This is a genomic window from Planococcus antarcticus DSM 14505 (assembly GCF_001687565.2).
GTDB lineage: Bacteria > Bacillota > Bacilli > Bacillales_A > Planococcaceae > Planococcus > Planococcus antarcticus.
This window is the reverse complement of record NZ_CP016534.2, coordinates 947,645-970,865: the sequence shown is the minus strand read 5'-3', so window position 1 is coordinate 970,865 and position 23,221 is coordinate 947,645. Positions and strand designations below refer to the sequence as shown.

General features: G+C 44.7%; 19 protein-coding genes. 1 reads left to right on the top strand and 18 read right to left on the bottom strand.

The window, feature by feature from the left end; all coding sequences use genetic code 11:
* Positions 1 to 711: 711 nt before the first annotated feature.
* The 8 genes from BBH88_RS04820 to ilvD form a co-directional block, all read right to left on the bottom strand.
* Entirely contained in the window at positions 712 to 2,154 is a 1,443-nt protein-coding gene (locus BBH88_RS04820) for an aldehyde dehydrogenase family protein (RefSeq protein WP_006830302.1), read from the bottom strand.
* 20 nt (positions 2,155 to 2,174) lie between these two features.
* A complete protein-coding gene (locus tag BBH88_RS04815) occupies positions 2,175 to 2,930 on the bottom strand; it encodes an SDR family NAD(P)-dependent oxidoreductase (RefSeq protein ID WP_006830301.1) in 756 nt (251 codons plus the stop codon).
* A gap of 12 nt (positions 2,931 to 2,942) precedes the next feature.
* Positions 2,943 to 4,016: a tartrate dehydrogenase gene (locus BBH88_RS04810; protein WP_006830300.1), complete on the bottom strand. Its 1,074-nt coding sequence runs from the start codon at positions 4,014 to 4,016 to the stop codon at positions 2,943 to 2,945.
* A gap of 18 nt (positions 4,017 to 4,034) precedes the next feature.
* Positions 4,035 to 5,303, bottom strand: coding sequence for a TRAP transporter large permease (locus BBH88_RS04805; RefSeq protein WP_006830299.1), 1,269 nt, complete (start codon positions 5,301 to 5,303; stop codon positions 4,035 to 4,037).
* Positions 5,304 to 5,305: 2 nt separating this feature from the next.
* Positions 5,306 to 5,776 (bottom strand): TRAP transporter small permease, encoded by a 471-nt coding sequence (locus BBH88_RS04800; RefSeq protein ID WP_006830298.1) that lies wholly within the window; start codon positions 5,774 to 5,776, stop codon positions 5,306 to 5,308.
* Positions 5,777 to 5,848: 72 nt separating this feature from the next.
* Positions 5,849 to 6,862 (bottom strand): TRAP transporter substrate-binding protein, encoded by a 1,014-nt coding sequence (locus BBH88_RS04795; protein WP_006830297.1) that lies wholly within the window; start codon positions 6,860 to 6,862, stop codon positions 5,849 to 5,851.
* Positions 6,863 to 6,983: 121 nt separating this feature from the next.
* On the bottom strand, positions 6,984 to 7,208 hold the full coding sequence (locus tag BBH88_RS04790; protein ID WP_006830296.1) for an FAD-linked oxidase C-terminal domain-containing protein: 225 nt from the start codon (positions 7,206 to 7,208) through the stop codon (positions 6,984 to 6,986).
* 201 nt (positions 7,209 to 7,409) lie between these two features.
* Positions 7,410 to 9,092, bottom strand: a complete 1,683-nt coding sequence (ilvD, locus tag BBH88_RS04785) for a dihydroxy-acid dehydratase (protein ID WP_006830295.1) — start codon at positions 9,090 to 9,092, stop codon at positions 7,410 to 7,412.
* Between the two features lie 301 nt (positions 9,093 to 9,393).
* Here ilvD and BBH88_RS04780 point away from each other — a divergent pair, with 301 nt between their 5' ends.
* A complete protein-coding gene (locus tag BBH88_RS04780; RefSeq protein ID WP_065537164.1) occupies positions 9,394 to 9,894 on the top strand; it encodes a GNAT family N-acetyltransferase in 501 nt (166 codons plus the stop codon).
* Positions 9,895 to 10,278: 384 nt separating this feature from the next.
* Here the strand turns inward: BBH88_RS04780 and BBH88_RS04775 are convergent, their stop codons facing one another.
* From BBH88_RS04775 to BBH88_RS04730, 10 genes are all read right to left on the bottom strand, one after another.
* Positions 10,279 to 10,974 carry a GNAT family N-acetyltransferase gene (locus tag BBH88_RS04775; RefSeq protein WP_006830293.1) on the bottom strand — a complete coding sequence of 232 codons (696 nt, stop codon included), beginning with the start codon at positions 10,972 to 10,974 and terminating at the stop codon, positions 10,279 to 10,281.
* Positions 10,975 to 11,152: 178 nt separating this feature from the next.
* On the bottom strand, positions 11,153 to 12,391 hold the full coding sequence (locus tag BBH88_RS04770; RefSeq protein ID WP_238323410.1) for a helix-turn-helix domain-containing protein: 1,239 nt from the start codon (positions 12,389 to 12,391) through the stop codon (positions 11,153 to 11,155).
* A 98-nt stretch (positions 12,392 to 12,489) separates the two neighbouring features.
* Complete coding sequence (locus BBH88_RS04765) at positions 12,490 to 13,749, bottom strand: S8 family peptidase (RefSeq protein ID WP_006830291.1); 1,260 nt, start codon at positions 13,747 to 13,749, stop codon at positions 12,490 to 12,492.
* A 458-nt stretch (positions 13,750 to 14,207) separates the two neighbouring features.
* Positions 14,208 to 15,809 (bottom strand): BCCT family transporter, encoded by a 1,602-nt coding sequence (locus BBH88_RS04760; protein ID WP_006830290.1) that lies wholly within the window; start codon positions 15,807 to 15,809, stop codon positions 14,208 to 14,210.
* 35 nt (positions 15,810 to 15,844) lie between these two features.
* Positions 15,845 to 17,287 (bottom strand): aldehyde dehydrogenase family protein, encoded by a 1,443-nt coding sequence (locus tag BBH88_RS04755; RefSeq protein WP_006830289.1) that lies wholly within the window; start codon positions 17,285 to 17,287, stop codon positions 15,845 to 15,847.
* A 20-nt stretch (positions 17,288 to 17,307) separates the two neighbouring features.
* Complete coding sequence (locus BBH88_RS04750) at positions 17,308 to 18,363, bottom strand: homoserine dehydrogenase (protein ID WP_006830288.1); 1,056 nt, start codon at positions 18,361 to 18,363, stop codon at positions 17,308 to 17,310.
* Positions 18,364 to 18,464: 101 nt separating this feature from the next.
* The gene (locus BBH88_RS04745; RefSeq protein ID WP_065537165.1) at positions 18,465 to 19,682 is read right to left on the bottom strand and encodes a M20 metallopeptidase family protein; all 1,218 of its coding nucleotides are present in this window, start codon (positions 19,680 to 19,682) and stop codon (positions 18,465 to 18,467) included.
* Positions 19,683 to 19,708: 26 nt separating this feature from the next.
* The gene (locus tag BBH88_RS04740; RefSeq protein WP_006830286.1) at positions 19,709 to 20,908 is read right to left on the bottom strand and encodes a cystathionine gamma-synthase family protein; all 1,200 of its coding nucleotides are present in this window, start codon (positions 20,906 to 20,908) and stop codon (positions 19,709 to 19,711) included.
* Positions 20,909 to 20,921: 13 nt separating this feature from the next.
* A complete protein-coding gene (locus BBH88_RS04735) occupies positions 20,922 to 21,926 on the bottom strand; it encodes a cyclodeaminase (protein WP_006830285.1) in 1,005 nt (334 codons plus the stop codon).
* A gap of 28 nt (positions 21,927 to 21,954) precedes the next feature.
* Positions 21,955 to 23,139, bottom strand: a complete 1,185-nt coding sequence (locus tag BBH88_RS04730) for a M24 family metallopeptidase (protein ID WP_006830284.1) — start codon at positions 23,137 to 23,139, stop codon at positions 21,955 to 21,957.
* Positions 23,140 to 23,221: the final 82 nt, after the last annotated feature.

Here is a 23,221-nt window from a genome sequence, read left to right as displayed (position 1 = left end):
TAATGCATCCAATTATACACCAATACTAGAAAGACAAAAATAAAAGTCCTCGTAAGATTTTTTTATTGGTCCAATAGCCGAGATAACTGAAAATCAAGAGCTACAGTTTCTGCATCAGTTGCCATTGAAAATCCGTAAAGCAACGGCGCGACTTGTTTCTTCTATATTAACTAGAACAGAAGAAATACAGAAGCTTTTTTACATTTGGATTTCTCAGTCTAGGCGCATCCAAGGGCTGGATGGAGCAAAGAGCTGGATGCATTTCCCACCTTTTTGCGGGAGCCTTGCCCAAAGCGGTCGAAGCGATTTTTAAAAGCTACTTACTTCTTCAATATATAGCAGATTTTTTTACCCTTCTTCAACCTAATGAATTGACATCCGTTAAATTATGTGAGATACTTACCTAGTTAACATAAAGGTAACTGGTAAATTTTGATAATCTGGCATTCTACGATAATGTTTTTGAGAATACTTATTCACACTGGCGCGATTTAAGGATCGCAAGGACGTAAAAGAAGGTAGGGTTTACGTTGCTTAGGTTAGAAAGCACCCAGTGGAACAATGACCGCGGTACTGAAAGTAATACTTTCAATGGAAATGATTCCCCAGTAACATGGGTTGAAAAATTGAGTCAAAACAAATTATAGTTACCTTAAACAAACAAAGGGATGTCCTCTAATCGAGGGCATCCCTTTTCCAATTCTCGAACCTTTAATACTTCAGTGCCACATTCTTCAAAATAGTGTAATTGCGCAAAGCTTCCAGCCCTTTTTCTCGGCCAAATCCACTTTTCTTATACCCACCGAATGGCATCTGCACTCCTCCGCCTGCACCGTAATTGTTAATGAAAACCTGGCCCGCACGAATTTTACTGGCCACACGATGTGCCCGTGCCCCATCTTTTGTCCAAACACCAGTCACTAGCCCGTATTCCGTACCATTGGCTAATTCAATCGCCTGCTGTTCCGTTTCAAATGAAAAAGAGGCGACGACCGGTGCAAAAATTTCTTCCTGTGCTACATAGCTTTTCGGCGCAAGCCCGTCTATGACAGTCGGCTGGAAAAAATAGCCGTTTTTGAGCCCAGCTGTTTCCTGCCTTTGCCCGCCTGTCAGGAATGTTGCACCCTCTTTATTGGCGACTTCCATGAATTCCAAGATACGTGCAAATTGCTTTTCATTAAGAATCGGACCGAGGTCCAAATCGTCTACTCCCTTGCCGATTTGAATCATTTCCATTTTTGCCACTACCTTTTTCAGAAACTCATCTTTGATGGACTGCTGTATCAATAGACGAGATCCTGCCGAACAGGTTTGTCCGGCATTTTGGATAATGGAACGAACAACCCACTCCACTGCTTCTTCCTGATCGCAATCGTCAAAAATGATGTTCGGTGATTTCCCGCCAAGTTCCAAAGTTATCGGTTTGACGTTCTTGGCAGCTCCCATCATGACAGCGGAACCCGTTTTGACAGAGCCCGTAAAGGTAATATGGTCAACATCCGGATGCTCAGAAATCGCAGCTCCCGCTTCATAGCCATAGCCGGTCACCACATTGAAGACACCTTTCGGCAAAGCAGTTTGATCAAAGATCTCCGCTAATTTGATGGCGGTCAATGGCGTGTCTTCCGCGGGTTTCGCTACGACAGTATTACCGGTCGCAATTGCAGCTGCGGTAGAGCGTGAGATGATTTGTAGTGGGTAGTTCCACGGAACAATATGTGCCGTTACACCAATCGGTTCCCGCAGCGTATAATCCAGAATTCCCGGTTGAACTGGTATGGTTTCACCGAAAATCTTGTCGGCCATTCCCGCGTAGTATTCAAAATACAGTGCCGAGGCCTCGACATCTTTGCGCGCCTGCGTCAAGGGTTTTCCGGTATCTAGCGTTTCCAGCAAAGCAATTTCTTCTATCTCCGTCCGTAAGGCGTCCGCTATTTTATGTAAGATTCTTCCTCTTTCAATCGGCGGAAAAGACTGCCATTCTTCCGACTCAAATGTTGCGCGGGCTGCTTCGACTGCTGCATTCACATCTTCTGTTTTCCCTCTTGGAATTTCTGCCAGTACTTCCCCGGTCGCCGGATTTTTTGTTTCGAACCGTTCTTTCGCGATGCTGTCTAGCCATTTTCCATTTACGTACATCTGCAGCTTTTTCATTTTTCTGCACCTCTCTTCTATTAGATTCCGCGTCCTCCGTCAACATTCACTACGCTGCCAGTCATCATTTTCGCTAAATCGGAACTGAGGTACAAAACACAATTCGCAATCGCTTCCGGCGTGATCAATTCACCTAGTGGTACGCTTTTACGGAATGTATTTTCTTTCGTTTCTCCTTCATCACTGCCAGCTGCTGTAAATTCACCCAGCATCTTCGTATCGGCAGGGCCTGGATTAATCGCGTTGACCCTTATGTTATAAGGAGCCAATTCAATAGCCAGCGCTTTCGTCAAAGAAATCGTTGCTCCTTTTGAAGCTACATAGGCATTCAATCCTGGACGCGGACGATCTACAGAAACGGAGGCGACATTGATGATTGTCCCGCTGTTCTGTTGTTTCATATAAGGAACTGCAGCACGCGAAGTTAAAAAGACCGCCGTTGAATTGATTGCCATAATGCGTTCCCAGTCCTTCAAGGAAACTTTTTCAATATCTGTTGCTGCTTGTGCAATCCCAGCGACGTTTGCCAATACATCAATCTGTCCGAACTTTTCAGCAGTTCTTTTAATAGCAGCTTCCACACTTTGTTCATCTGTCAAATTCCCTTGAATAACCAGTAGCCGCTCCGGATATTGAACTTCCAATTCCGCGAGCCCGCCGACGTGGAGGTCGATTGCCGCCACTTTTGCTCCTTGTGCCAAAAATTGCTCGACGACTACTTTACCCATTCCGCCGCCAGCACCCGTAACAATCGCTACTTTAGTATCTATATTCATGTGTATCTCCTCCTATTTAGTCACCAAATGACGGACTTTTTCCGCAATTGCCGATCCGACTTCCTGCGTAGTGGAAGTGCCTCCTAAATCCGGTGTCAGCACTTCTCCGTCTTGGATCACTTGTTCGATGGCATCAACGATTGCAGCCGACAAATCTGCACGCCCTAAATGATCCAACATTAACGCAGCTGACCAGATTTGCGCAATCGGATTGGCAATTCCTTTGCCTGCAATGTCGGGTGCTGAACCGTGAATGGCTTCGAACATGGAGGGGAAGTTGCCTTCAGGATTGATATTGCCTGATGGTGATACGCCCAGGCCTCCAACTAAAGCCGCTCCAAGATCCGTCAAAATATCTCCGAACAGGTTCGAAGCGATGACCACTTGAAAGGATTCCGGACGCATCACGAAATAAGCGGCCAGTGCATCAATGAAATTACTTTCGAATTCAATATCTTCATAGTCTTTGGCTATACCCTCTACAGCCTCATCCCATAGCTTCATCGAATGGATGATAGCGTTGGATTTTGTAGCGCTCGTCACTTTAGACTTGTTATTTTTTCGGGCATACTCAAATGCATATTTTGCAATGCGCTCAACACCTTGCTTGGTGATGACGGTGTTTTGGATAGCCATTTCCTGCGACTGTTGCTGGTACAGACGGCCGCCGATATTCGAATATTCACCTTCCGCATTTTCACGGAACACCATGAAATCGATTGGCTGCTCATTTTTCAGAGGAGATTCAATGCCGGCTAACCGTTTGATTGGCCGCATGTTGACGTATTGTTGGAAATTTTTGCGGATGGGCATAATCAGTTCCCAAATGGTCACTTCATCCGGCACACGCTTGTCTCCCACTGCGCCAAACAAAATCGCATCAAAATCTTTCAGCTGATCCAGTCCATCCTTCGGCATAATATGGCCGTGCATCAGGTAATATTCACTGCCCCATTCAAATTCTTCAAAATTGATGACGAATGTTGAATCCTGTTGCTTTAAGGCTTCCAACACTTTAACCGCTTCCCTGGTGACATCAGGTCCAATGCCATCTCCAGGCAGGACCGCTATTTTATACGCTGTCATAAATTCTCCTCCAATTGCTTAGTCTCCAATAAGGAATAAACTGATTCCTGGAATAAACGAAATAATCAGTACATCAACAATCATAATCAGGACAAATGGAACAATTGCTTTCACCAAGCTTTCAAATTTCGTTCCCGCTATATTCGCAGCGACAAATAGATTGACTCCGACCGGCGGCGTGATAAATCCAATCCCCAGGTTGACGATCATAATGATACCGAAATGCACCAGGTCGATTTCAAGCGCACTGGCAATAGGCACGAGAATCGGCGTTAAAATAATGATAGCCGCTGAAGTTTCTAGGAAAACACCACAAATCAACAGCAGCAGGTTGATAATCAATAATGCAATAATCCAATTATCCGTCACACTGAGCATCAACTCGGTCAGTTCTGCCGGGATCCGCTGCCGAGTCAAATAATAGCCAAATACGGAAGCTCCTGCAATGATGAACATGATGACTGCCGTCACAACAACAGATGAAGAGAAAATTCTTGACAGGTCTGCCAATTTAATTTCACGGTAAATGAAGATCCCGACAAACAATCCGTAGACAACCGCTACGACTGCAGCTTCCGTCGGTGTGAAAATTCCGCCGTAAATGCCGCCCAAAATAATCACCGGCATCATCAACGCCAAGAACGCGTCGAAAAATGCCTTAAAGAAATCTTTGAAGCCGAATTTTTCGCCTCCGCCATACCCCTCTTTCAGGGAAATTAGGTAGACCAGTAAAATCAGCGAAACCATAACGAACAAACCAGGAACAATTCCCGCGATGAACAATTCACTGACAGAAACGCCAGCTGCCACGCCGTAAAGCACTAGAGGAACACTTGGCGGAATCATGATTCCGATTGTTCCGCCGGCTGCCTGTATGGCCGTCGCAAAACTTTTGTCATAACCTTTGTTGACCATTGCTGGAATCATTAAAGCTCCTACTGCAGCAGTTGTCGCAGCGGCAGAACCCGAAATGGCAGCAAAAAAAGCACAGGCGACAATCGATACGATGCCGAGCCCCCCTTTGACACGACCAAAAATAACATTAGCCAGATGGATCAGCCGCCGGGAAATCCCACCACTTTCCATCAATTTACCTGCCAGAATAAAAAAGGGAATCGCCATCAACGGGAACGAATCAACAGAATTGAACATCCGCTGGATAATGACAATCAACGAAACGTTTCCATCGAGAAAGAATACGAGAGTTGAAGCCAACCCAAGCGCCACAGCGATTGGAACGTTAATTAAAAATAAAGCCAGCAGCAAGATAAACAACACCAATGCCATCTTTAGACACCCCCGCTTTTAAAGTCTTTTGAAAACTGCGAGGCCATATTGATAAGCAGGATTATACCGCTCACCGGAATGATCATATAAATCATCCCCATTGGAATTCGCAGCACCGGTGACGTTTGTGACATCCCCTGCATAGATAAGTCATATCCTTCTATTACCATCAACAAGAAAAAAAGCAGGCTTGCAAATGTCGCTATGCTATAGAGCGCCTGGCGGACAGGGGCAGCAAATAATTTCACAAAAAACTCCATTCCGATATGGGCCTTTGAAGACATGGCGTAGGCTGCACCTAAAAACGTCAGCCAAATTAAGCTGTATCGAGCTAATTCTTCGGTCCAGGCAAGAGGTGAATTCAGGATGAACCGAAAAATCACCTGGAGAAAAACGACGGTGACCAGCAAGCCCATAATAAGATTCAATACATGTTTGATGCCGAAATTCATATAACCGATTAATTTTTTCATCGCCTTTCCCCCGATATAAAAAAGAGAGAATAATTTCTCTCTTTTCAGATTTCTTTTAGTTGATCATCTAGCTTACTGAGCATCCAGAATTTCATTCAACAGATCTTGATGTTCAATTGTTTCATAGACTGGCTGCACTGCTTCCTGGAAAGGTGCGGTGTCAATGTCTTCTATGATTTCCATCCCATTATCCTTCAAATTTTGAAGCGATTCCTTCTCCATTTCAACGATCAAATCGCGCTCTCTCGCCCCTGCTTTTTGTCCTTCTTCGACAACAATATCACGCAGCTCTTCTGGCAATTCATCGTATGTCTGCTGGCTCATCATGTAAATGGCTACGGAATAAACGTGGCCCGTTAAACTCATGTATTTCTGGTTCGCATCATATAAACTGAACTGGTCCGCAACAATGGCTGGATTTTCCTGTGCATCCACCACTCCCTGCTGCAATGCAGTAATTGCTTCGGTCCAAGCCATTGGAGTCGGCTGCGCACCTAACGCTTCAAAAGCGGCTAAATGAATTTCATTTTCCTGTGTTCTGATTTTCAAGCCCTTCAAGTCTTCAGGAGTTTCAATCGGGCGAACTGCATTGGTGATGTGGCGGTATCCATTTTCTCCCCAAGACAAGCCTATTATCCCATTTTCTTCCATTTTAGTGAATAACTCATCTCCTATGTCGCCTTCTAAAATTTCCACTGCCGATTCCCGGTCCTGGAAGAGGAATGGGACATCCAATACCCCTAATTCCGGAACAAAGTTGGTGACGGGAGCTGTTGAAGAAACGACCAAATCGACTGTTCCCAAGCCCATGCCTTCTGTCAATTCACGTTCTGCCCCGATTTCGCTATTCGCAAAAACTTCAATCTTTACTTGGCCGTCTGTACGTTCTTCCACTGCTTCTGCCATCTCTAGAAACCCAAGATGATAAGGGTGGTCATCAGGCAATGAGTGCCCTGCCTGTAAAACATAGGTTTCTTCTGAACCTTCTTCTCCTGATGATGAATCGCTGTCAGCTCCTCCGCATGCCGTTAAGGCTAAGGTACTTGCCAACATCATTGAAACAAATCCAAATTTCTTCTTCGTCATTATTATTTCCCCCTTTTTTATCCTGCTCCAATCGCCAGTCCAATTCCTCTATGCAACGAAAGATTATCTGGTTTTGAAAGCCTGCCTTCATGGAGATAAATCCTGTAATAATGCTTGCTTTCTATGTCACTTGGAAAAATTTCCCTGGATTCAATAAATGATGCGGATTCAATGTCTTGCTAAGCGCTTGCATGATAGTTATTGAACCGCCACGTGCAAGGACATAATCACCAATATACTGATCGAATTTTCCGGATCTTGCCATTTCGACAGGATCTTTTCCATCGATCATCAGCAAAACGTAGTAACTGCCGTCGCCGACATGCCGGACAACATCTCCATTCAAACCTTGTTTCTGAACCGCTAGCTTTTGCTAGTCCATCACAATAGTTCATAGCAGCTACCATGAATGGTTTTAATATTCCGACTTTTTAAATTAGGATAACTCACCAGGAATGAAAAACATCCTGGTGAGTCTGTTCATTTCTGGTCTTTATTCAATTAAGCAATGAAATCTGCTTAAGCAAACGAATACATCTCAGTCGATTCATCGATTTAAGTAATCGGTAACTGCCCCTTTTGAAGAACAGGAAACATTATGCGCATATTTGCCGAGTACGCCTTTTCTGTGAAGCGGTGGAGCTATCCAATGCTTGCGGCGTTCTTCCAGTTCCATTTCGGATACGTCCATGGATATCTCCTGCAGCTCCGAATCGATGGTAACGATATCGCCTTCTTGAAGCAAAGCAATTGGTCCGCCAACTTGTGCTTCTGGTGCAAGATGGCCAACGACAAGTCCATGTGTTCCACCCGAAAAGCGCCCGTCTGTCAGTAGCGCGACGGAAGCATCCATTCCTTTCCCGACAAGAATTGCCGATACCGACAGCATTTCTGGCATCCCTGGACCGCCTTTTGGCCCTACGTAACGGATGACTAATACATCACCTTCGTTAATTTCGTTAGCCATAACAGCTTCGGTTGCTTCTTTTTCATTGTTATACACGCGAGCCGGTCCAGTATGGCGCTTCACTTTTACCCCGGAGACTTTTGCTACTGCTCCGCTCGGAGAAAGGTTTCCTTTCAGGACAATCAATGGACCATCCTGGCGTTTCGGATTGTCGAAAGGCATGATGACTTTTTGGCCTTCCTGCAAAGCAGGAGCCGCCTGCAGATTTTCAGCCACTGTTTTGCCGGTGACCGTCATGCAATCTCCATGCAGGTAACCTGCTTCGAGCAGCATTTTCATAACAGCTTGAACGCCGCCGACCCGGTGCAAATCTTGCATGACGTACTTGCCACTTGGTTTCAAATCAGCCAAATGCGGCACGGTTTTTTGCATGCGATTAAAATCGTCAATCGTCAAGTCTACTTCTGCTGCGTGAGCAATCGCCAATAAATGCAAAATGGCATTTGTCGATCCGCCAAGTGCCATGACCACGGTAATGGCATTTTCAAACGCTTCTTTGGTCATGATATCTTTTGGATAAATATCCAGTTCAAGTAAATTATGTACTGCTGCTCCAGCTTTTTCACAATCCGCTAATTTCTCAGCTGATACCGCTGGGTTAGAAGAACTTCCAGGCAAACTCATTCCCATCGCTTCAGCAGCCGATGCCATCGTGTTGGCCGTATACATGCCGCCACACGATCCTGCTCCCGGGCAAGCGCTGCATTCGATGCTGCGAAGCGTACTGTCGTTGATGTCGCCATTATTGTGCTGGCCTACTCCTTCAAACACCGAGACAATGTCAATATCTTGTCCGTTATGGCGTCCTGGAGCAATTGTCCCACCGTAAACAAAAACAGCGGGGACCTCAGAGTTTGCAATTGCGATCAAGCAGCCTGGGATATTTTTATCACAGCCGCCAATTGCCACTAAGCCATCCAAACTTTCTGCTCCTACTACGGTCTCAATCGAATCTGCAATGACGTCTCGGCTTGAGAGAGAATACTTCATGCCTTCTGTTCCCATTGAAATTCCGTCAGAAACGGTAATTGTATTAAAGATAAATGGAACGCCTCCAGCTTCTTTTGCGCCTTTTTTTGCGCTGATGGCTAAGTCATCAATATGTATATTACACGGTGTCACTTCACTCCACGTACTAGCGACGCCTATCATCGGTTTCTTAAAATCTTCATCTGTCACACCTACTGAACGCAGCATGGCTCGGTTAGGCGCTTTCATTGCTCCTTCAAAAACTTTACTGTTGATGCGCAAATCTTTTTTCATAATTATCCTATCCTTTCTTTTCTATATATTATAGAGCACATTTGTCAGAATTCAATGAATTAAAAAATAATATTTCATTATTTTTTTAATTGTCAATTAATTTACATATGTATGCGTTTTCATAAACCTGCGCCTTTCCTTTTCCTTGTCGTATGCAATATATCTCTATATAATTACCTTGTCTACAATAACTTTTCATCAGGAAATTTTAAAAACAATCTACTCGTATCCTTGATGAAAATAAATATTCCCAGTAAATATTTTACAACGCTAAAAATTTCGAGTAAAAGGAGATGGTCATTTGTTGATCCGTGAAGCTAAGAAGAATGAATTCCATTTATTGAAAGAGCAGCGCCTTAACTCATATATGCCTTATCAGGAAGAACTCTCGCAAAAGCATTGGGGACTGCTGAAAGCCAATTTGGCTTCCGACAATGACCAACAGCCGGGCGTTGAAGTGTTTGTAGCCGAAATCGGCGGAGAGATTGCTGGCAGTGTGGTGCTGTTTCCTGCAGCGTCCAAAGCATACGACTGGAAGACAGATACGATTGCATATCCGGAAATCCGCTTGTTGGCAGTCAGTCCAAATTTCCGTTCACGCGGAGTCGGCAAGGCACTGGTCGAACATTGCATCGACATTTCCAAAATTCGCAAACAGAGATTTATCGGACTCCACACAGGAAGCTTCATGATAAATGCCATTGCCCTTTACGAAAAAATGGGCTTTGAGCGGGTTGCTTCACTCGATTTCACACCTTTGGATGATGGCATCGTCGTCAAAGCTTTCCGTTATAATCTATAAACATGCAAAAACAAGCCGCAAAGTCTACGGCTGTCAAGAAACTTCTAACAAGCCGTCGTTTTCCGAAGCTTACCGCGGGTCTCGGCCGTATCGCTTTCCCGCAGGTGTCGAACGGACACTTCTCCAAACCACTTCGTAACTACTTTCTTTCTTGGATGTAGCGGGAGGCGGCGACTCCAACGGGAACAGCACGAGCTGGAGCCACTGGACTGAGCGCAGCGAAGAGAGCGGCAGAAGCCGTGCCCATGGAACGCGTCCGCCCGAAGCGAAATGAAAGCACGAAGACTTTTTCAACAAGCTGAAAGTCTACGGCTTGTTTTTTTATCTACTTATTCAATGTACAAGGAGTTGCCAGGCTACTTCGGATTTGATGTTCCCTGGTTCTTATACGTTTGGCCTATTCGGTGGCTGCTGGTGATGCCGAAAAGGATTTTTCCATTCCATTAACAATGCATATCCTTCGGACTCTTCGTCGGTCAGGTAATTCACCACTACGCATATCGGCATCCTGTCACAACGCAGCAAGAAGGAAATGACCGGATCCTTAATTTCCCCCGCCACTACTTGAGCTGCATACTGTTCAGCAGTGAGCCGATCGGAAAATTCATGGAATCCAGGCATCCTGCCCCCTCCAAGTAGGCGCTCTAAATCGTCCTGCACCACACGCTCATACATAGCCTGCATCAACAGCTGACCAAGTTTCAAAGAACGGTATTTCGGCCGGATACAAATGTCGACGATATACAAGGTTTTGCCAGCAGGATTGTGATTGCGGATGGAGCCATTGTCCGTGCCATCCTGCCAGGTATGTTCCGGCTGCGCAGGATTAAAATCAGACAGCAGCGCTGTAATCGATCCGACCATTTCCCCTTCAACTTCGGTGCATAGAGCGCCTTCTGGATACAATTCTACGTGATTCGTCAACTGCTCCGGATTCCACCAAAGTTCGGGCGGAAATGGTGGTGGAAAACTTTCCTGTTGAATTGCGATCAATACTGGAAAATCGGGCTTGCCATAATCGCGGATTTCTACCAAGGTCGGCTTGTCTCCGCTCAAAACATATTGAGTTTTTTTATACATAGGCCTTCCCCCTTCCCATTACTGTCATACGTGACTTCAAGCCATGAAAAAAGCTGCTCAAGAGTGAGCAGCTTTTTTCCGGATAATTAGATTGGAGGTAACACATTTGGCCCGCTAAGTGTAACGATAGCCATTAACCCTGCATAGACAATTGACAGGACAAATAATTTCTTTTTCATCATTCAAATTCACCGCCATTCTCATCCCAGAAAGATTGATAGTAATAAGCTTTTTCCCACTGCTGCTGACTGCTGTAATGGATTGCAAGTTCCGCAGCAATATTCTTTGTTTCCTTTATATAACCATATTTTCTGAAAAACGGGAACATTTTTTCTTCACAATAGGCCATAAGGTCTGGTTGGGAAAAATTTCTTTTCTCGAAATAATTGGCATAAATATGAAAATATTTATCTTCCAGCGCACCACTTATCGACTTTAACTCTTCAATCAGTACGGAAGAATGCTGACCTGTTTCAACCATGGACTCCAGCAGGCTGGTCAGGACTGCTTTATAGAAATAAGTGTTGTGTTCTACTTTCTCTTTTAAGGCCTGAAGAATCTCCAAAGCTTCACCGTGCGCATTTTTCATCCTCAGCAGCTCTGTGTAATTATAGAGTGTTTGATTGTGCAATGCTGATTGCTTTGTCAGGTGGGTGTTACGAATCAGCACTTCGTAGAGGCTTTCTGCCTGAACCAACAGATTTCTGCGGGTATAATTGATTGCCAGAAGCATTTGGGCATGGAGCAGCCGGATGTAGTTATGATGGAGCTGAAAAGATCGGACTGCCAATTCGGCAAAATGCGCCGATAATTCATAACGGTCGGCAAGGACCAGCATTCTGGCCTTCTGGTAATAGAACTCCCCTTCGAATTTCTGGGGGATGCTTTGGATGCCAAGATCCAAGCTATTAAGAAATTCAAGAGACTTTATATTGTCGCCCATCATGGAGCAGTACAGCGATTGAAAAAATTGATGAACCCAATGCTCCGGCGCCAAAAAAGACGCTTTCATACGTTCCAGCAGTTTCTTCTGCTGCTCTGCTTTGGCAGGATTGTTGTCATAAATATAGAAGCGGAATTTATAAAGTTCGTATTGATTGACCAAATCAGTGGATTGGATATACTCATTTTCCCTTTCCAGTTGCTTGTATATCTCCCTCATCGTATTCAGGTCGTAATGAAGTGAGCAATCGATAAATTTTTCAATCATCCTTTCTAGGCGCCTATGTTTTTCAACTTCACTGGTCAGTTGAACGCCCATCTTCAACAACAAAGCTTTTATAGTCGATTCATGTGGGCTGTAGGCATTGGATTCGATCTTGCTTAAATGTGAAATCGAGCAGATGCCTTCCGCCAATTGTGACTGGGTCAGCCTGTTTTTTGTTCGATAATACTTGATGATAGAACCAACATTCATAATTTCACCCTTTTTTACAGAATAAATAAAATATACCATAAAAAAACAACCCCGACATTTCTGACAGGGTTGTCGCTTTCAATAATTGCGTAATCTAGTTACTGAGCACGTGAAAAACCGAAGCCTGATGCATAATCGTCACCATACCCAGCACCTAATCCCGAAAGGATGTCATATGCTTTTGCACGGTTTTGAAGATTAGCCCGTACCTGAACGTTGGTTGCACTTGGGTTCGTGGCCCAAACTTTTGCTGCAAGTCCAGCTGCATGCGGTGAAGCCATCGAGGTTCCACTGATTGTCGCATAGCCGCCTGTATACCAAGCTGAATAAACTGCAGCACCTGGAGCTGAAATTTCAACATCGTATTTGCCAATTGAATAATCACCGTCTGTAGAACTATAGCCGCGTGAAGAAAAGTCTGCTACACGGTATGTGCCATTCTGAACAACATTTTCAAGTGCTGCTACTGCCACTGCATTCGGTAAAGCACCCGGGAATCCGATGGAGCCTTGGTTTGGTCCTGAGTTCCCTGCTGCTGCAATAACCAGTACACCTTTGTTATAAGCATAGTTAACAGCGTTCGTAATCAAACTACTTTCAGCAGACGATCCTAATGACATGTTGATAACCACTTTTGTTCTTAAAGCTGTCGCTTGATCGGCAACGTGACGAATAGCTGCTGCGATATCATCAGAAGAACCAGATCCATCGTCTCCCAATACTTTATACGCCCAAAGATCAGCTTGTGGAGCTACTCCATACAAGCCTCCGTTGCCGTTCGCAAGCGCAGATCCCGCAACATGCGTTCCGTGTCCTTGACGATCTGTACAAGTGCCATTCGTGATGCTAGCGCTGAGTGTAAAGTCTTTGCACTGTTCCACATTGTTCGCTAAATCTGCATGGTTTACATTGACGCCCGTATCGAGTACAGCAATGTTAATGCCTGCTCCGCCGGAGGTTTGAGAAAGGTTAGAATTATTGTAGATGGCTTTGATGCCCCATGGCGTTGACTGAGAGGCCGCCATTGTCGAATATTTAGCCAGCGGTTCAGATGATGTTTCTTCAATGCTATATTCCGGAACTTTTTGGACTTTTATATTTTTATTTTTCTGAAGAGCTTCAAACTGCTTTTCATTCATATTGGTGGTAAATCCTTCGTTTTCAAAATCCCACTTAACACCGTATTGACTTTTAGCACTTTTCAGCTCTTTCTGATTTGCCGTATCAACCAATACACGGAATTTCTCATTGCCGTTCGCTTTTTCAATGGAATCCCCGTTTGCGCTGACGCCCATTGCCGGTATAAGCAAGGTAGCTGTCAGCATTGCTGTCATAATGAATTTTGCCGATTTTTTCATCGTTCAATCCCCTTTTCCAATATGGTTTATAGCATCCTGGATCCAGATGCGGCGTCCCGCACTTTCACACTTTGCCGACTTGACGGCTCTGCCACATCTCTAAAGTTAGCAGAAGTTTCAGTTTTCCGTAATCGGGAAATTTATTCACAAAAAAGAGCACAAAAAGCTAAATGAGTCTTTTTACTCAATCACATATGCCTATAACTGATTTTCTTCTTATGAAAACAAGCCGTAAAGCCATTCTGTATGAATGGCTTTACGGCTTACTCTGTCTTACCTTCCGAAAATTTACCAAGAAAGCACTTGACTATAGGTAAGAAAGCGTCTGACTGGAGCGACTTCTTCATTTCTATACTAGCGGAGTCAAAAAAACTAATTCTTTCGTTCAATTTATGTAGTTATTCAAGAACACTAAAGATGGTCCCATCGAATTTTGACAGAACCATCTTTAGGGATAGTCAGTATTTCTTCTTCGCCATTTTGCCTGCAACTAAAGACTTGCTTGTTGGTAGTTGAACTGGTTTTAATTTCGGTTTACTTTCCTCAGTGACAACTTCGAACTTTTCTTGAGACAGAGATTTCATTAACGACACGCTGATCAGTAGCATGATGACCGTAAACGGTAAGGCAGCTATCAAAGCTACGGATTGAAGACCCTGCAACCCACTGCTGACAATCAACACACCCGTAATGACTGCAATTAATACAGCCCAAATTCCTTTGACAGCATTCGACGGATTTTCATTGCCGTCAGAAGTCATGATCCCAAGCACGTAAACCGTTGAATCGGCTGAAGTGACCAGGAAAATCATGATTAATGCGAGCATTAGTGCAGACAGCAAACCGTAAAGCGGGAACTGCTCTAAAAAAACAAAAATGGCTGTAGCAACATTTTCTGAGACAGCTGTGGACAGCTCCGTGTTTTGGAACAAATCCATGTAGATACCGGTTCCTCCAAAAATAGACATCCATACGAAAGCAATTAGCGGGGGAACAATCATAACACCGGTAACAAATTGGCGGATTGTTCTCCCTCTTGATATGCGGGCAACAAACGAGCCGACAAACGGTGACCATGTGATGACCCACGCCCAATAAAAGACTGTCCAATCTTTTACCCATGGATCTCCCGTATAAGGAGACATTTGAAAACTCATTCCGATAAAGTTTGTTATGTAATCGCCGATCCCAAGTACAAAGGTTTCAAGAATAAAAACGGTGGGTCCATTAAACAAAAAGAACAGCATAAACCCGACAACTAAAAACATATTGAGATTACTTAAAATTTTAATCCCTTTATTGACGCCAGTAAGAGCGGATAAGGTAAATAAGACGAACATGATGCTGACGATCCCAATCTGCATCCCTGCATTGTCCGGCAATGAAAAGACATGGCTGAGGCCGGCGTTTATTTGCAACACTCCCATGCCGAGGGATGTAGCGACGCCGGTTACTGTAGCGACAACTGCCAGAATATTTATGGATTTCTTCAATGTGTTGTTCATTTTCTTCTTGGAAACTCCATCAAGTGTCTCACTTATGAGCAATTTGCTTTTTTTACGGAATTGAAAATAAGCAAGCGCCAATCCTACAAGTGTAAAAACCGACCATTGATGCAACCCCCAATTAAAGAAAGAGTAATTCATAGCAACTCGTGCCGCTTCTGCCGATTGCGGTTCGATGCTTCCATTGGGGGGATTTGCAAAATGCGTCAACGGTTCAGCGACACCCCAAAAGACAATCCCAGCGCCAAAACCAGCTGCGAACAACATGCTGATCCAAGCGAAAAATGAAAATTCCGGTTTTTCATTCTCTTGTCCAAGTTTAATATTGCCGTACTTGCTAAACGCAAGAAATAGACAAAACGCCACAAAAAAGGCGACTGAAACCAAGTAGAACCAACCAAATGAACTGCCGATATAATTGGCGATAGCAGCCGCATTTTTTGTCATGCTTTCTGGTGAAAGCATTCCCCATAAGGCAAATAGTGCAACGATGATGGCTGATATTTTAAAGACCGGATTATTGAACGATGCACGTTCCAGGTTTTTTTTCGTCATAAGATTTCCCCTTTCACCTTCTCCGCTAATCTTTTTTATAGGCTGGACAGTTTAAAGCAGACAACTTTTGGTTCTGTCATTTCTTGGATCGAAAATTTGATGCCTTCACGCCCCAAACCAGAGTTTTTGACTCCCCCGAATGGCATCGCGTCAATACGATAATCACTGCTGTCATTGATCATAATTCCGCCCACATCCAATTTGGCAATCGCTTTATGGGCCAAATCAATATTTTTTGTAAATATTCCTGCCTGCAATCCATAATTGACGCTGTTCGATAATACGATGGCTTCATCAAGATCCGCTACTGAATAAAGCAAGACAACAGGGCCGAAAATTTCTTCTTTGGCAATCAGACAATTTTCGGGAACGTCCGTCAACACAGTCGGCGAATAAAAGGCTCCGCTGCGTTTCCCTCCGGCTAGGACGACAGCTCCTTTTCCAATAGCTTCTGAGACTAGCTTCTCGACACGAATTGCTTCTTTTTCAGTAATCAGTGGTCCCATATCCGTCAGTTCGGATTGTTTATCGCCAACAATATAGCTGTTTGTGCGCTCAACGAATTGTGTCTTGAATGCTCCGAAGATGCTGTCCTGTATATAAATCCGCTGAACGCTCAAACAGTTTTGCCCCGCGGCCCAGAAGGCTCCTGAAACACTCGATTCCACTGCATCTTCCAAGTCAGCATCCTCCAATACGATAACCGGCGAATTTGAACCAAGCTCCATGCTGATTTTTTTCAATCCCGCTTTGCGCGAAATTTCTTCACCCACTTCTAGTCCCCCTGTGAAAGTAATCATTCGGACGGCAGGATGTGTGACAAGTGCATCACCGATTTCGCTGCCATGGCCGGTAATTACGGACAGGACCTTAGCCGGCAAGCCAGCAAGCGAAAAGGCTTCCGCCAAGAGCAACGCACTAAGGGGCGTGACAGTTGCGGGCTTAACGATGATGGCATTCCCTGAAGCAATGGCTGGACCGATTTTATGCGCAACCAAATTGAGCGGATCGTTGAACGGTGTGATTGCTCCGATAATGCCGATTGGAAAACGGTAGAAATAACCGATGCGGTTTTCGCTGCCGGGCGATTGGTCGAAAGGAATTGTTTCTCCGTTGATCCGTCTTGCTTCTTCTGCGCTAATCCGCAGGGTTTGAATAGCACGCCCAACTTCCTTTGTTGCTTCACGAATCGTTTTGCTGCTTTCTGAGGCAATGGTCCATGCAAATTTCCCGCTATGCTGTTGGATATAATCAGCAGCGTCATTAATCACTTTCATGCGCTGGTGGACTGGCATGGCAGCTGCAATTTTTGCGCCTTCTATCGCCTCTTCCACACAGTTCACCATCTCTTCCGCTGTAGCAGCAGGCACTAAATCAATGATGGTATTATCTTGAGGATTACGAACTTCAATACTCCGATCACTGTTCACCCATTCTCCTGCAAGAAACATTTTTTGGCCCTTAAGATGAGTAGTCATGCGTTCACCGCCTTATCTCATTATAGTTTTACTGTTTGCTTTTCGCGGGCGATCGTTATCAGGTCAATCAATAACGAGAAGCCAGTCTCTACTTTTCCGGCTCCGGCTCCGCTTAATGTCACAGAACCCAAAAGGTCCGTTTCATAAGTAATTGCATTGATAGCGCCCGTGATCGATGCCAATGGATCAGTCAACTCCACTTTCTCTGGAGCAATCGAAGCGATGACTCCAGTCCCTTCTTTACGTACTTTCGCTAAAAGCTTCCAGCGCTTCCCTTCTTTTTTGGCTTCTTCAATATCTTTTGATGTAATGCTTGAAATTCCTTTGCACAGAACTTCTTCGACAGTCAACGGAGCTTTCATCACATAGTTCGCTAGAATGACAATTTTATATCGGGCATCATAGCCTTCTACGTCACTGGTCGGATCCGCTTCGGCATATCCTAAATCTTGCGCTTCCATCAAGGCTTCCTCATAAGTGACGCCTGCCGTCTCCATTTTCGTTAAAATATAATTTGTCGTTCCGTTCAAAATACCGCGTATTTCCGTAATGTCATTCCCGGCAAGCGTTGCGACCGGCATCCGGAGTGCCGGAGTTCCACTCATCACTGTGCCTTCAAATCCCCAGGCGACTCCATTTTGTTCAGCAATTCCCGAAAGTTCCTTATACGCAAGAGCGACAGGGCCTTTGTTGGTCATCACCACATTTTTTCCGTTTTCAAATGCTGATTTGCAATGATTGATCGCAGGCTGACCCGTTTTCACATCCGTGTAGGATACTTCGATAATGGTATCTGCATTGGATTGACGAATGGTCGTCAAGCTATCCCACCCTTTAATCAGCCCCATTGTTTGAGGATAATCTTCTAGATTGCCTGTTTCTTTCAGCGTTTTTAAAACTAAAGCGATATCAAGGCCGTTCGGTTGATAAATAGAGCCTTTCATCAAATCAGAAATCGCCACAATTTGCGCTTCAAAATCCTCATCCTGTTTTAAGGCTTCTTTTTTGCTGAGAAGAATTTCAGCCAAGCCTTGTCCAACTACACCAAATCCTATAAATGCTAATTTATGAACCATGGTTTCACACCTTCCCCTGTTTCTCTTCATCTACATCTGTCTTCTTCCAAAAAGAAAGTAAGGCTTTTTTTGAAATACCAACAACTGCATTTAACGGAACTTTATTTGCCGATAATTGATTTTTCCTCTGTTAAAAAATTGAGTGCTGTTTGCACAAGAATTGCAACACCTTTTGGCAGACAGCTTTCGTCGATGTCAAAAAACGGTGTATGAAGATCTCGCTGAACTTCGTTCGGGAGAGCGCTCCCCAAGAAAAACATGGAGCCGGGCAGCTTGTGTGTGACATAACCAAAATCTTCCCCACCCATGCCAAACGGCTTTTTGGTGATCCGTAAATCAGGATAGGTTTCGTGTATCGCTTTCAGAAACCTGTCATTAACTGCTGGATTATTGACCAATGCTGGCTCGCCTTTTTGAATTTCCAGTGAATATTCACCACCCAATTTTTCTGTGACTGAAAATGCCTTCTCGATTTCGTTTGACAATAACTCACGGATTTCGGAAGAATAGCTGCGAATTGTCCCTTCGATTTCTACTTCAGTCGGTATGATATTGCTTGCTGTTCCGGCATGAATTTGACCGATGCTGACTACAGCGGCTTCCAAAGGCGGAACTTTGCGTGAAACAATTCCATGCAACGCCTGTAAAACAGGTCCCAGCATCCATGTCGGATCTGTTCCAAGTTCCGGGTAAGCACCGTGTCCACCAGTCCCCTTGATTTTCGCCTGAAAAACATCGACATTCGCCATACTGTAGCCATCATGGATCTGCACTTCTCCGACAGGCAGCCACGGACACATATGAAGTGCAATAGCCACATCCACTCCGTCGTATACTCCGGCCTGTACCAAATAAGGAGAGCCCGACATGCCCTCTTCGTCTATGCATTCTTCCGCCGGCTGAAAGATGAATTTGACTGTGCCTTTGAGTCCCTTTTCCTCAAATTGCTTCGCCAAAATTGTAGCTGTTCCCAATAAAATTGCCGAATGCGCATCGTGGCCGCAAGCGTGCATGACACCCGGATTTTGTGAGCGATAATCGGTGTCATTTTCTTCTTCTATGGGAAGTGCATCGATATCCGCTCTGATGGCGATCGTCGGTCCTTCTCCGGAAGTCAAGGTTCCAATAACACTCGTCTCTACACCGATTCCAGTGTCTACTTTGATGCCATCAATTTCCTGTAAAGTTTCTGCAATATAATGGGAGGTACCGAACTCTTGAAAACTGAGTTCAGGAAACCGATGAAACGTCCGCCGCCATTCGATCAATTTGCCTGCTATGGAGTTGGCTTGTCTAACGACAAGATGATGTTCTGCCATTCCCTCTGCACCTCGGATCTCGAAATTTAAACTTTCACAAAGCTTTCAACGTGTTTGAACGCTTGTTCAAAATCAGCAATAATGTCCTCAATGTTTTCGATGCCGCACGACACCCGGATTAAGCCTTCAGGAATTCCCATTGCTGCACGTTCTTCCGGTGTACATTCAACATGGCTCGTCGTACGCGCAGGTCCAACGGTTGTTTCAACTGAGCCTAGGTTTGCTGCACGGTGGGCATACTGCAATTTCGGCAGAAGGTCTCGCACTGTATCAACGCCGCCTTTTACTGCGAAGCTGAGCATCCCTCCAAAATCTTTCATTTGTTTTTTCGCGATATCGTGGTTTGGATGTGTTTCAAGCCCTGGATAGAAGACATCTTCAACCGATTCTTTTGTCTGCAGGTATCTTGCAAGCTCCATCGCATTTTTGCATTGCTCCCGAACGCGAAGATGAAGTGTTTTCATGCCGCGCAACGTCAAGTAAGCTGCCATCGGATCCATTGTCGCGCCATTGATTTCGCGGTAATGGTAAACTTGTTCAACGAGTTCCTGAGAACCGACCAATACTCCGCCCAGCGCATCTGCATGACCACAAAGGAATTTTGTGGCGCTGTGAATAACCAGATCGACTCCCAGTTCGAGAGGATTTTGGTTGATTGGAGTTCCAAATGTATTATCGATAATGACAATAGCTCCTACTTCATGCCCCGCTTTTGCCATTCGTTCAATATCAGTGATTTTAACTGTAGGATTTGTCGGTGTTTCCAGGTAAAGGATTTTACAGCCTTTTGCGACTTCTGCTTCAATTGACTCATGGTTGCCGGTTTCTGCCAAAGCGACTTCGATATTTTGCCGTGGAAGAAATTCAGTGAAAATTTTATTGGTGCCGCCATAAGTGTCTTTTACCGAAACAATACGATCGCCCGGCAGTAAAAATGTGGCTAAGGTGTTGCTGATCGCCGCCATTCCAGTAGAAAAACTAGTTGCTGCTTCGGCGCCTTCTAGGACCTTCACTTTATCTTCGAATGCCTGTACCGTCGGGTTCGTGTTGCGCCCGTAAATATGACCTTTTTTCTTTCCGGTCGCTACATCGTACCACTCGTCCATGTCGTCATACGTATAAGCCACGCTCAGTACTACGGGTACTTGAGTTGCTCCGTGAACCAAGTACTCTTTTTCTCCTGCCCATACCGCTTTTGTTCCTATTTGAATATCTTTGTGTGTCATATGACCACTCCTTTTAATTTTTTTGCACTCCATATTCATTGTCAATTTCCATCCTTCTACGCTGTTTCTTCAATTCTTGATAAGCAAACCCTGCAATGGCTGTATCTTGTACTCCTGTACCGGTTAAGTCACAGACCGTAATCTGTTCATCGTTATCGCGGCCTTTCAACTCTTTGGAAGTTATTTGCCCCAGTTCTATAACTTCGGAAGCATCCTTTAAAGTTCCGCTTGCCAAAGCATGATGCAATTCTCCCAGTCGGATGCATTGTGCTTTCGTATCGCAGACAACTTTATCCGCTACCGCTAGGACTTCCGTCTCTAATTCTTGCTTACGTTCAGCATCTGACCCCATTGCTGTGATATGGAGACCAGGATGCAGCCACTCCGCCTTTACTATCGGTTCAGTTGCTGGAGTTGTCGTGACTACAAGTTGGCTGTTTCTAATCACTTGTTCGGCACTTTCTGCCACTTGAACTGTTATGCCAAGTGCCGCACTCATTTCCTCTGAGTATTGATGAGCAGGCTCAGCAGACCTTGAATAGACGAGAACTTTCTTGAAATCCCTGACCAATGCCAAGGCTTTCAATTGAAATCTGGCCTGGCTTCCAGCTCCGATAATGCCAACCGTTTCGATGTCTTTTTGTGATAAGCAATCTGCTGCGATAGCTCCCGCCGCCGCAGTCCGCACTTCGGTCAAATACCCATTATCCAGAAAAAGGGCTTGTGGAATACCGGTTCGCGTACTCATCAGCATCATGAATCCACTGCCGCTCGGCAAGCCGATTTTGGGATTATCAAAAAAGCCGGAAGACACTTTGATCGCAAACAGTTCTTTGCCTTCCACATAAGCGGTTTTGACATCCACTTCACCGTTGTGGTCAGGAATATCCAGTCGCATAATAGGCGGCATCACCACTTGCCGCTGGGCCAATTTGTTAAAGCTATCTTCAATCACCGTTAGGGCTTCCTGATTTAACGTGATGTACTGCTTTAGCTCTTGCTCCGTAAAGATCAACAATTTTCTGCACCTCCCTGACTGGAGCCCACTATCTGATTAATGCTTTGCTTTTGACGAACAGTCCTCTGGGCAGATCGGCAAAGATTTCGCAGCCTGTTTCTGTCACCCGGAAAGATTCGCTTACTTCAAAACCGGATTTGTCGCACCACATTCCTGGGATCAAATGAAAAGTCATGTTCGGCTGTAAAATCGTCCGGTCGCCTTTGCGAATACTCGCTGTATGTTCGCCCCAATCCGGTGGATAATTCAGGCCCATCGGATAGCCGATTCGAGATTCTTTCTCGTAACCATGTGCAGCAATTGACCGGGTCCAGGTTTCGCAGATTTCTTCCAGAACAATTCCTGGTTTAATCATTGCAAGACATTTCTCAAGACCTTCCAATGTTACTTGCGCAAGCTTTTTCAGTTCGTCGCTTGGAGCTCCAATATGGATGGTTCGTGCCAGTGGCGAATGGTAGCGTTTGTAACAACCCGCCAATTCCAAAATGACTGATTCATTGTTCTTATAGCGGGCATCCGTCCAGGTTAAATGGGGAGTAGATGTTCTTTCTCCTGAAGGCATCAGTGGCATGATGGCTGGATAATCTCCACCAAATTCCGCTGTGCCTGTCACTTGTGCGTGAAGAATTTGTGCTGCGACATCGCATTCACGAATATCTTCATTGATCATCTCAATACCTGTGTTCATTGCTTTTTCAGCGAATATAGCAGCCTGTTTCATGTATTTAATCTCTTGATCCGATTTCACGATTCGTACCCAATTTACCAACAAAGTCGCATCTTGAAAACTTGCATTCGGTAGCCCTTTCTTCAACTGCTCGTAACATTTTGCAGTGAAATAATAGTTTTCCATTTCAACTCCCACACAGCGCTTGTCCTGTCCGATTTGCTTTAAAATATCAGCTACGAAATCCATTGGATGCTTCACATCCGACTGAACATAGGTATCGGGATATGAAATAATGTTGTCGTGATACAGCCATGTTGTGATTTTTGCCGCATTTGCATCCATTGTCCGCCCCACCCAAATCGGTTGGTCTTCGTCGTCGATGATGATCAGCATCTGATGCACATAAAATGACCAACCATCATAACCCGAGAGGTAGTTCATGTTCGCCGGATCTGTAATCAGTAAAACTTCTATCCCTTTCGATGCCATCCGCTCTTTCGTCTTCTGGATTCTTTCTTGATACTCTGCTGTTCCAAATGACATAGGAACATTCCCCTCCTCAATGAAGCTGGATTTACTTTTTGAATCTTCGGAACACTGCATCCGTAAATTCAGTATAGAGGTT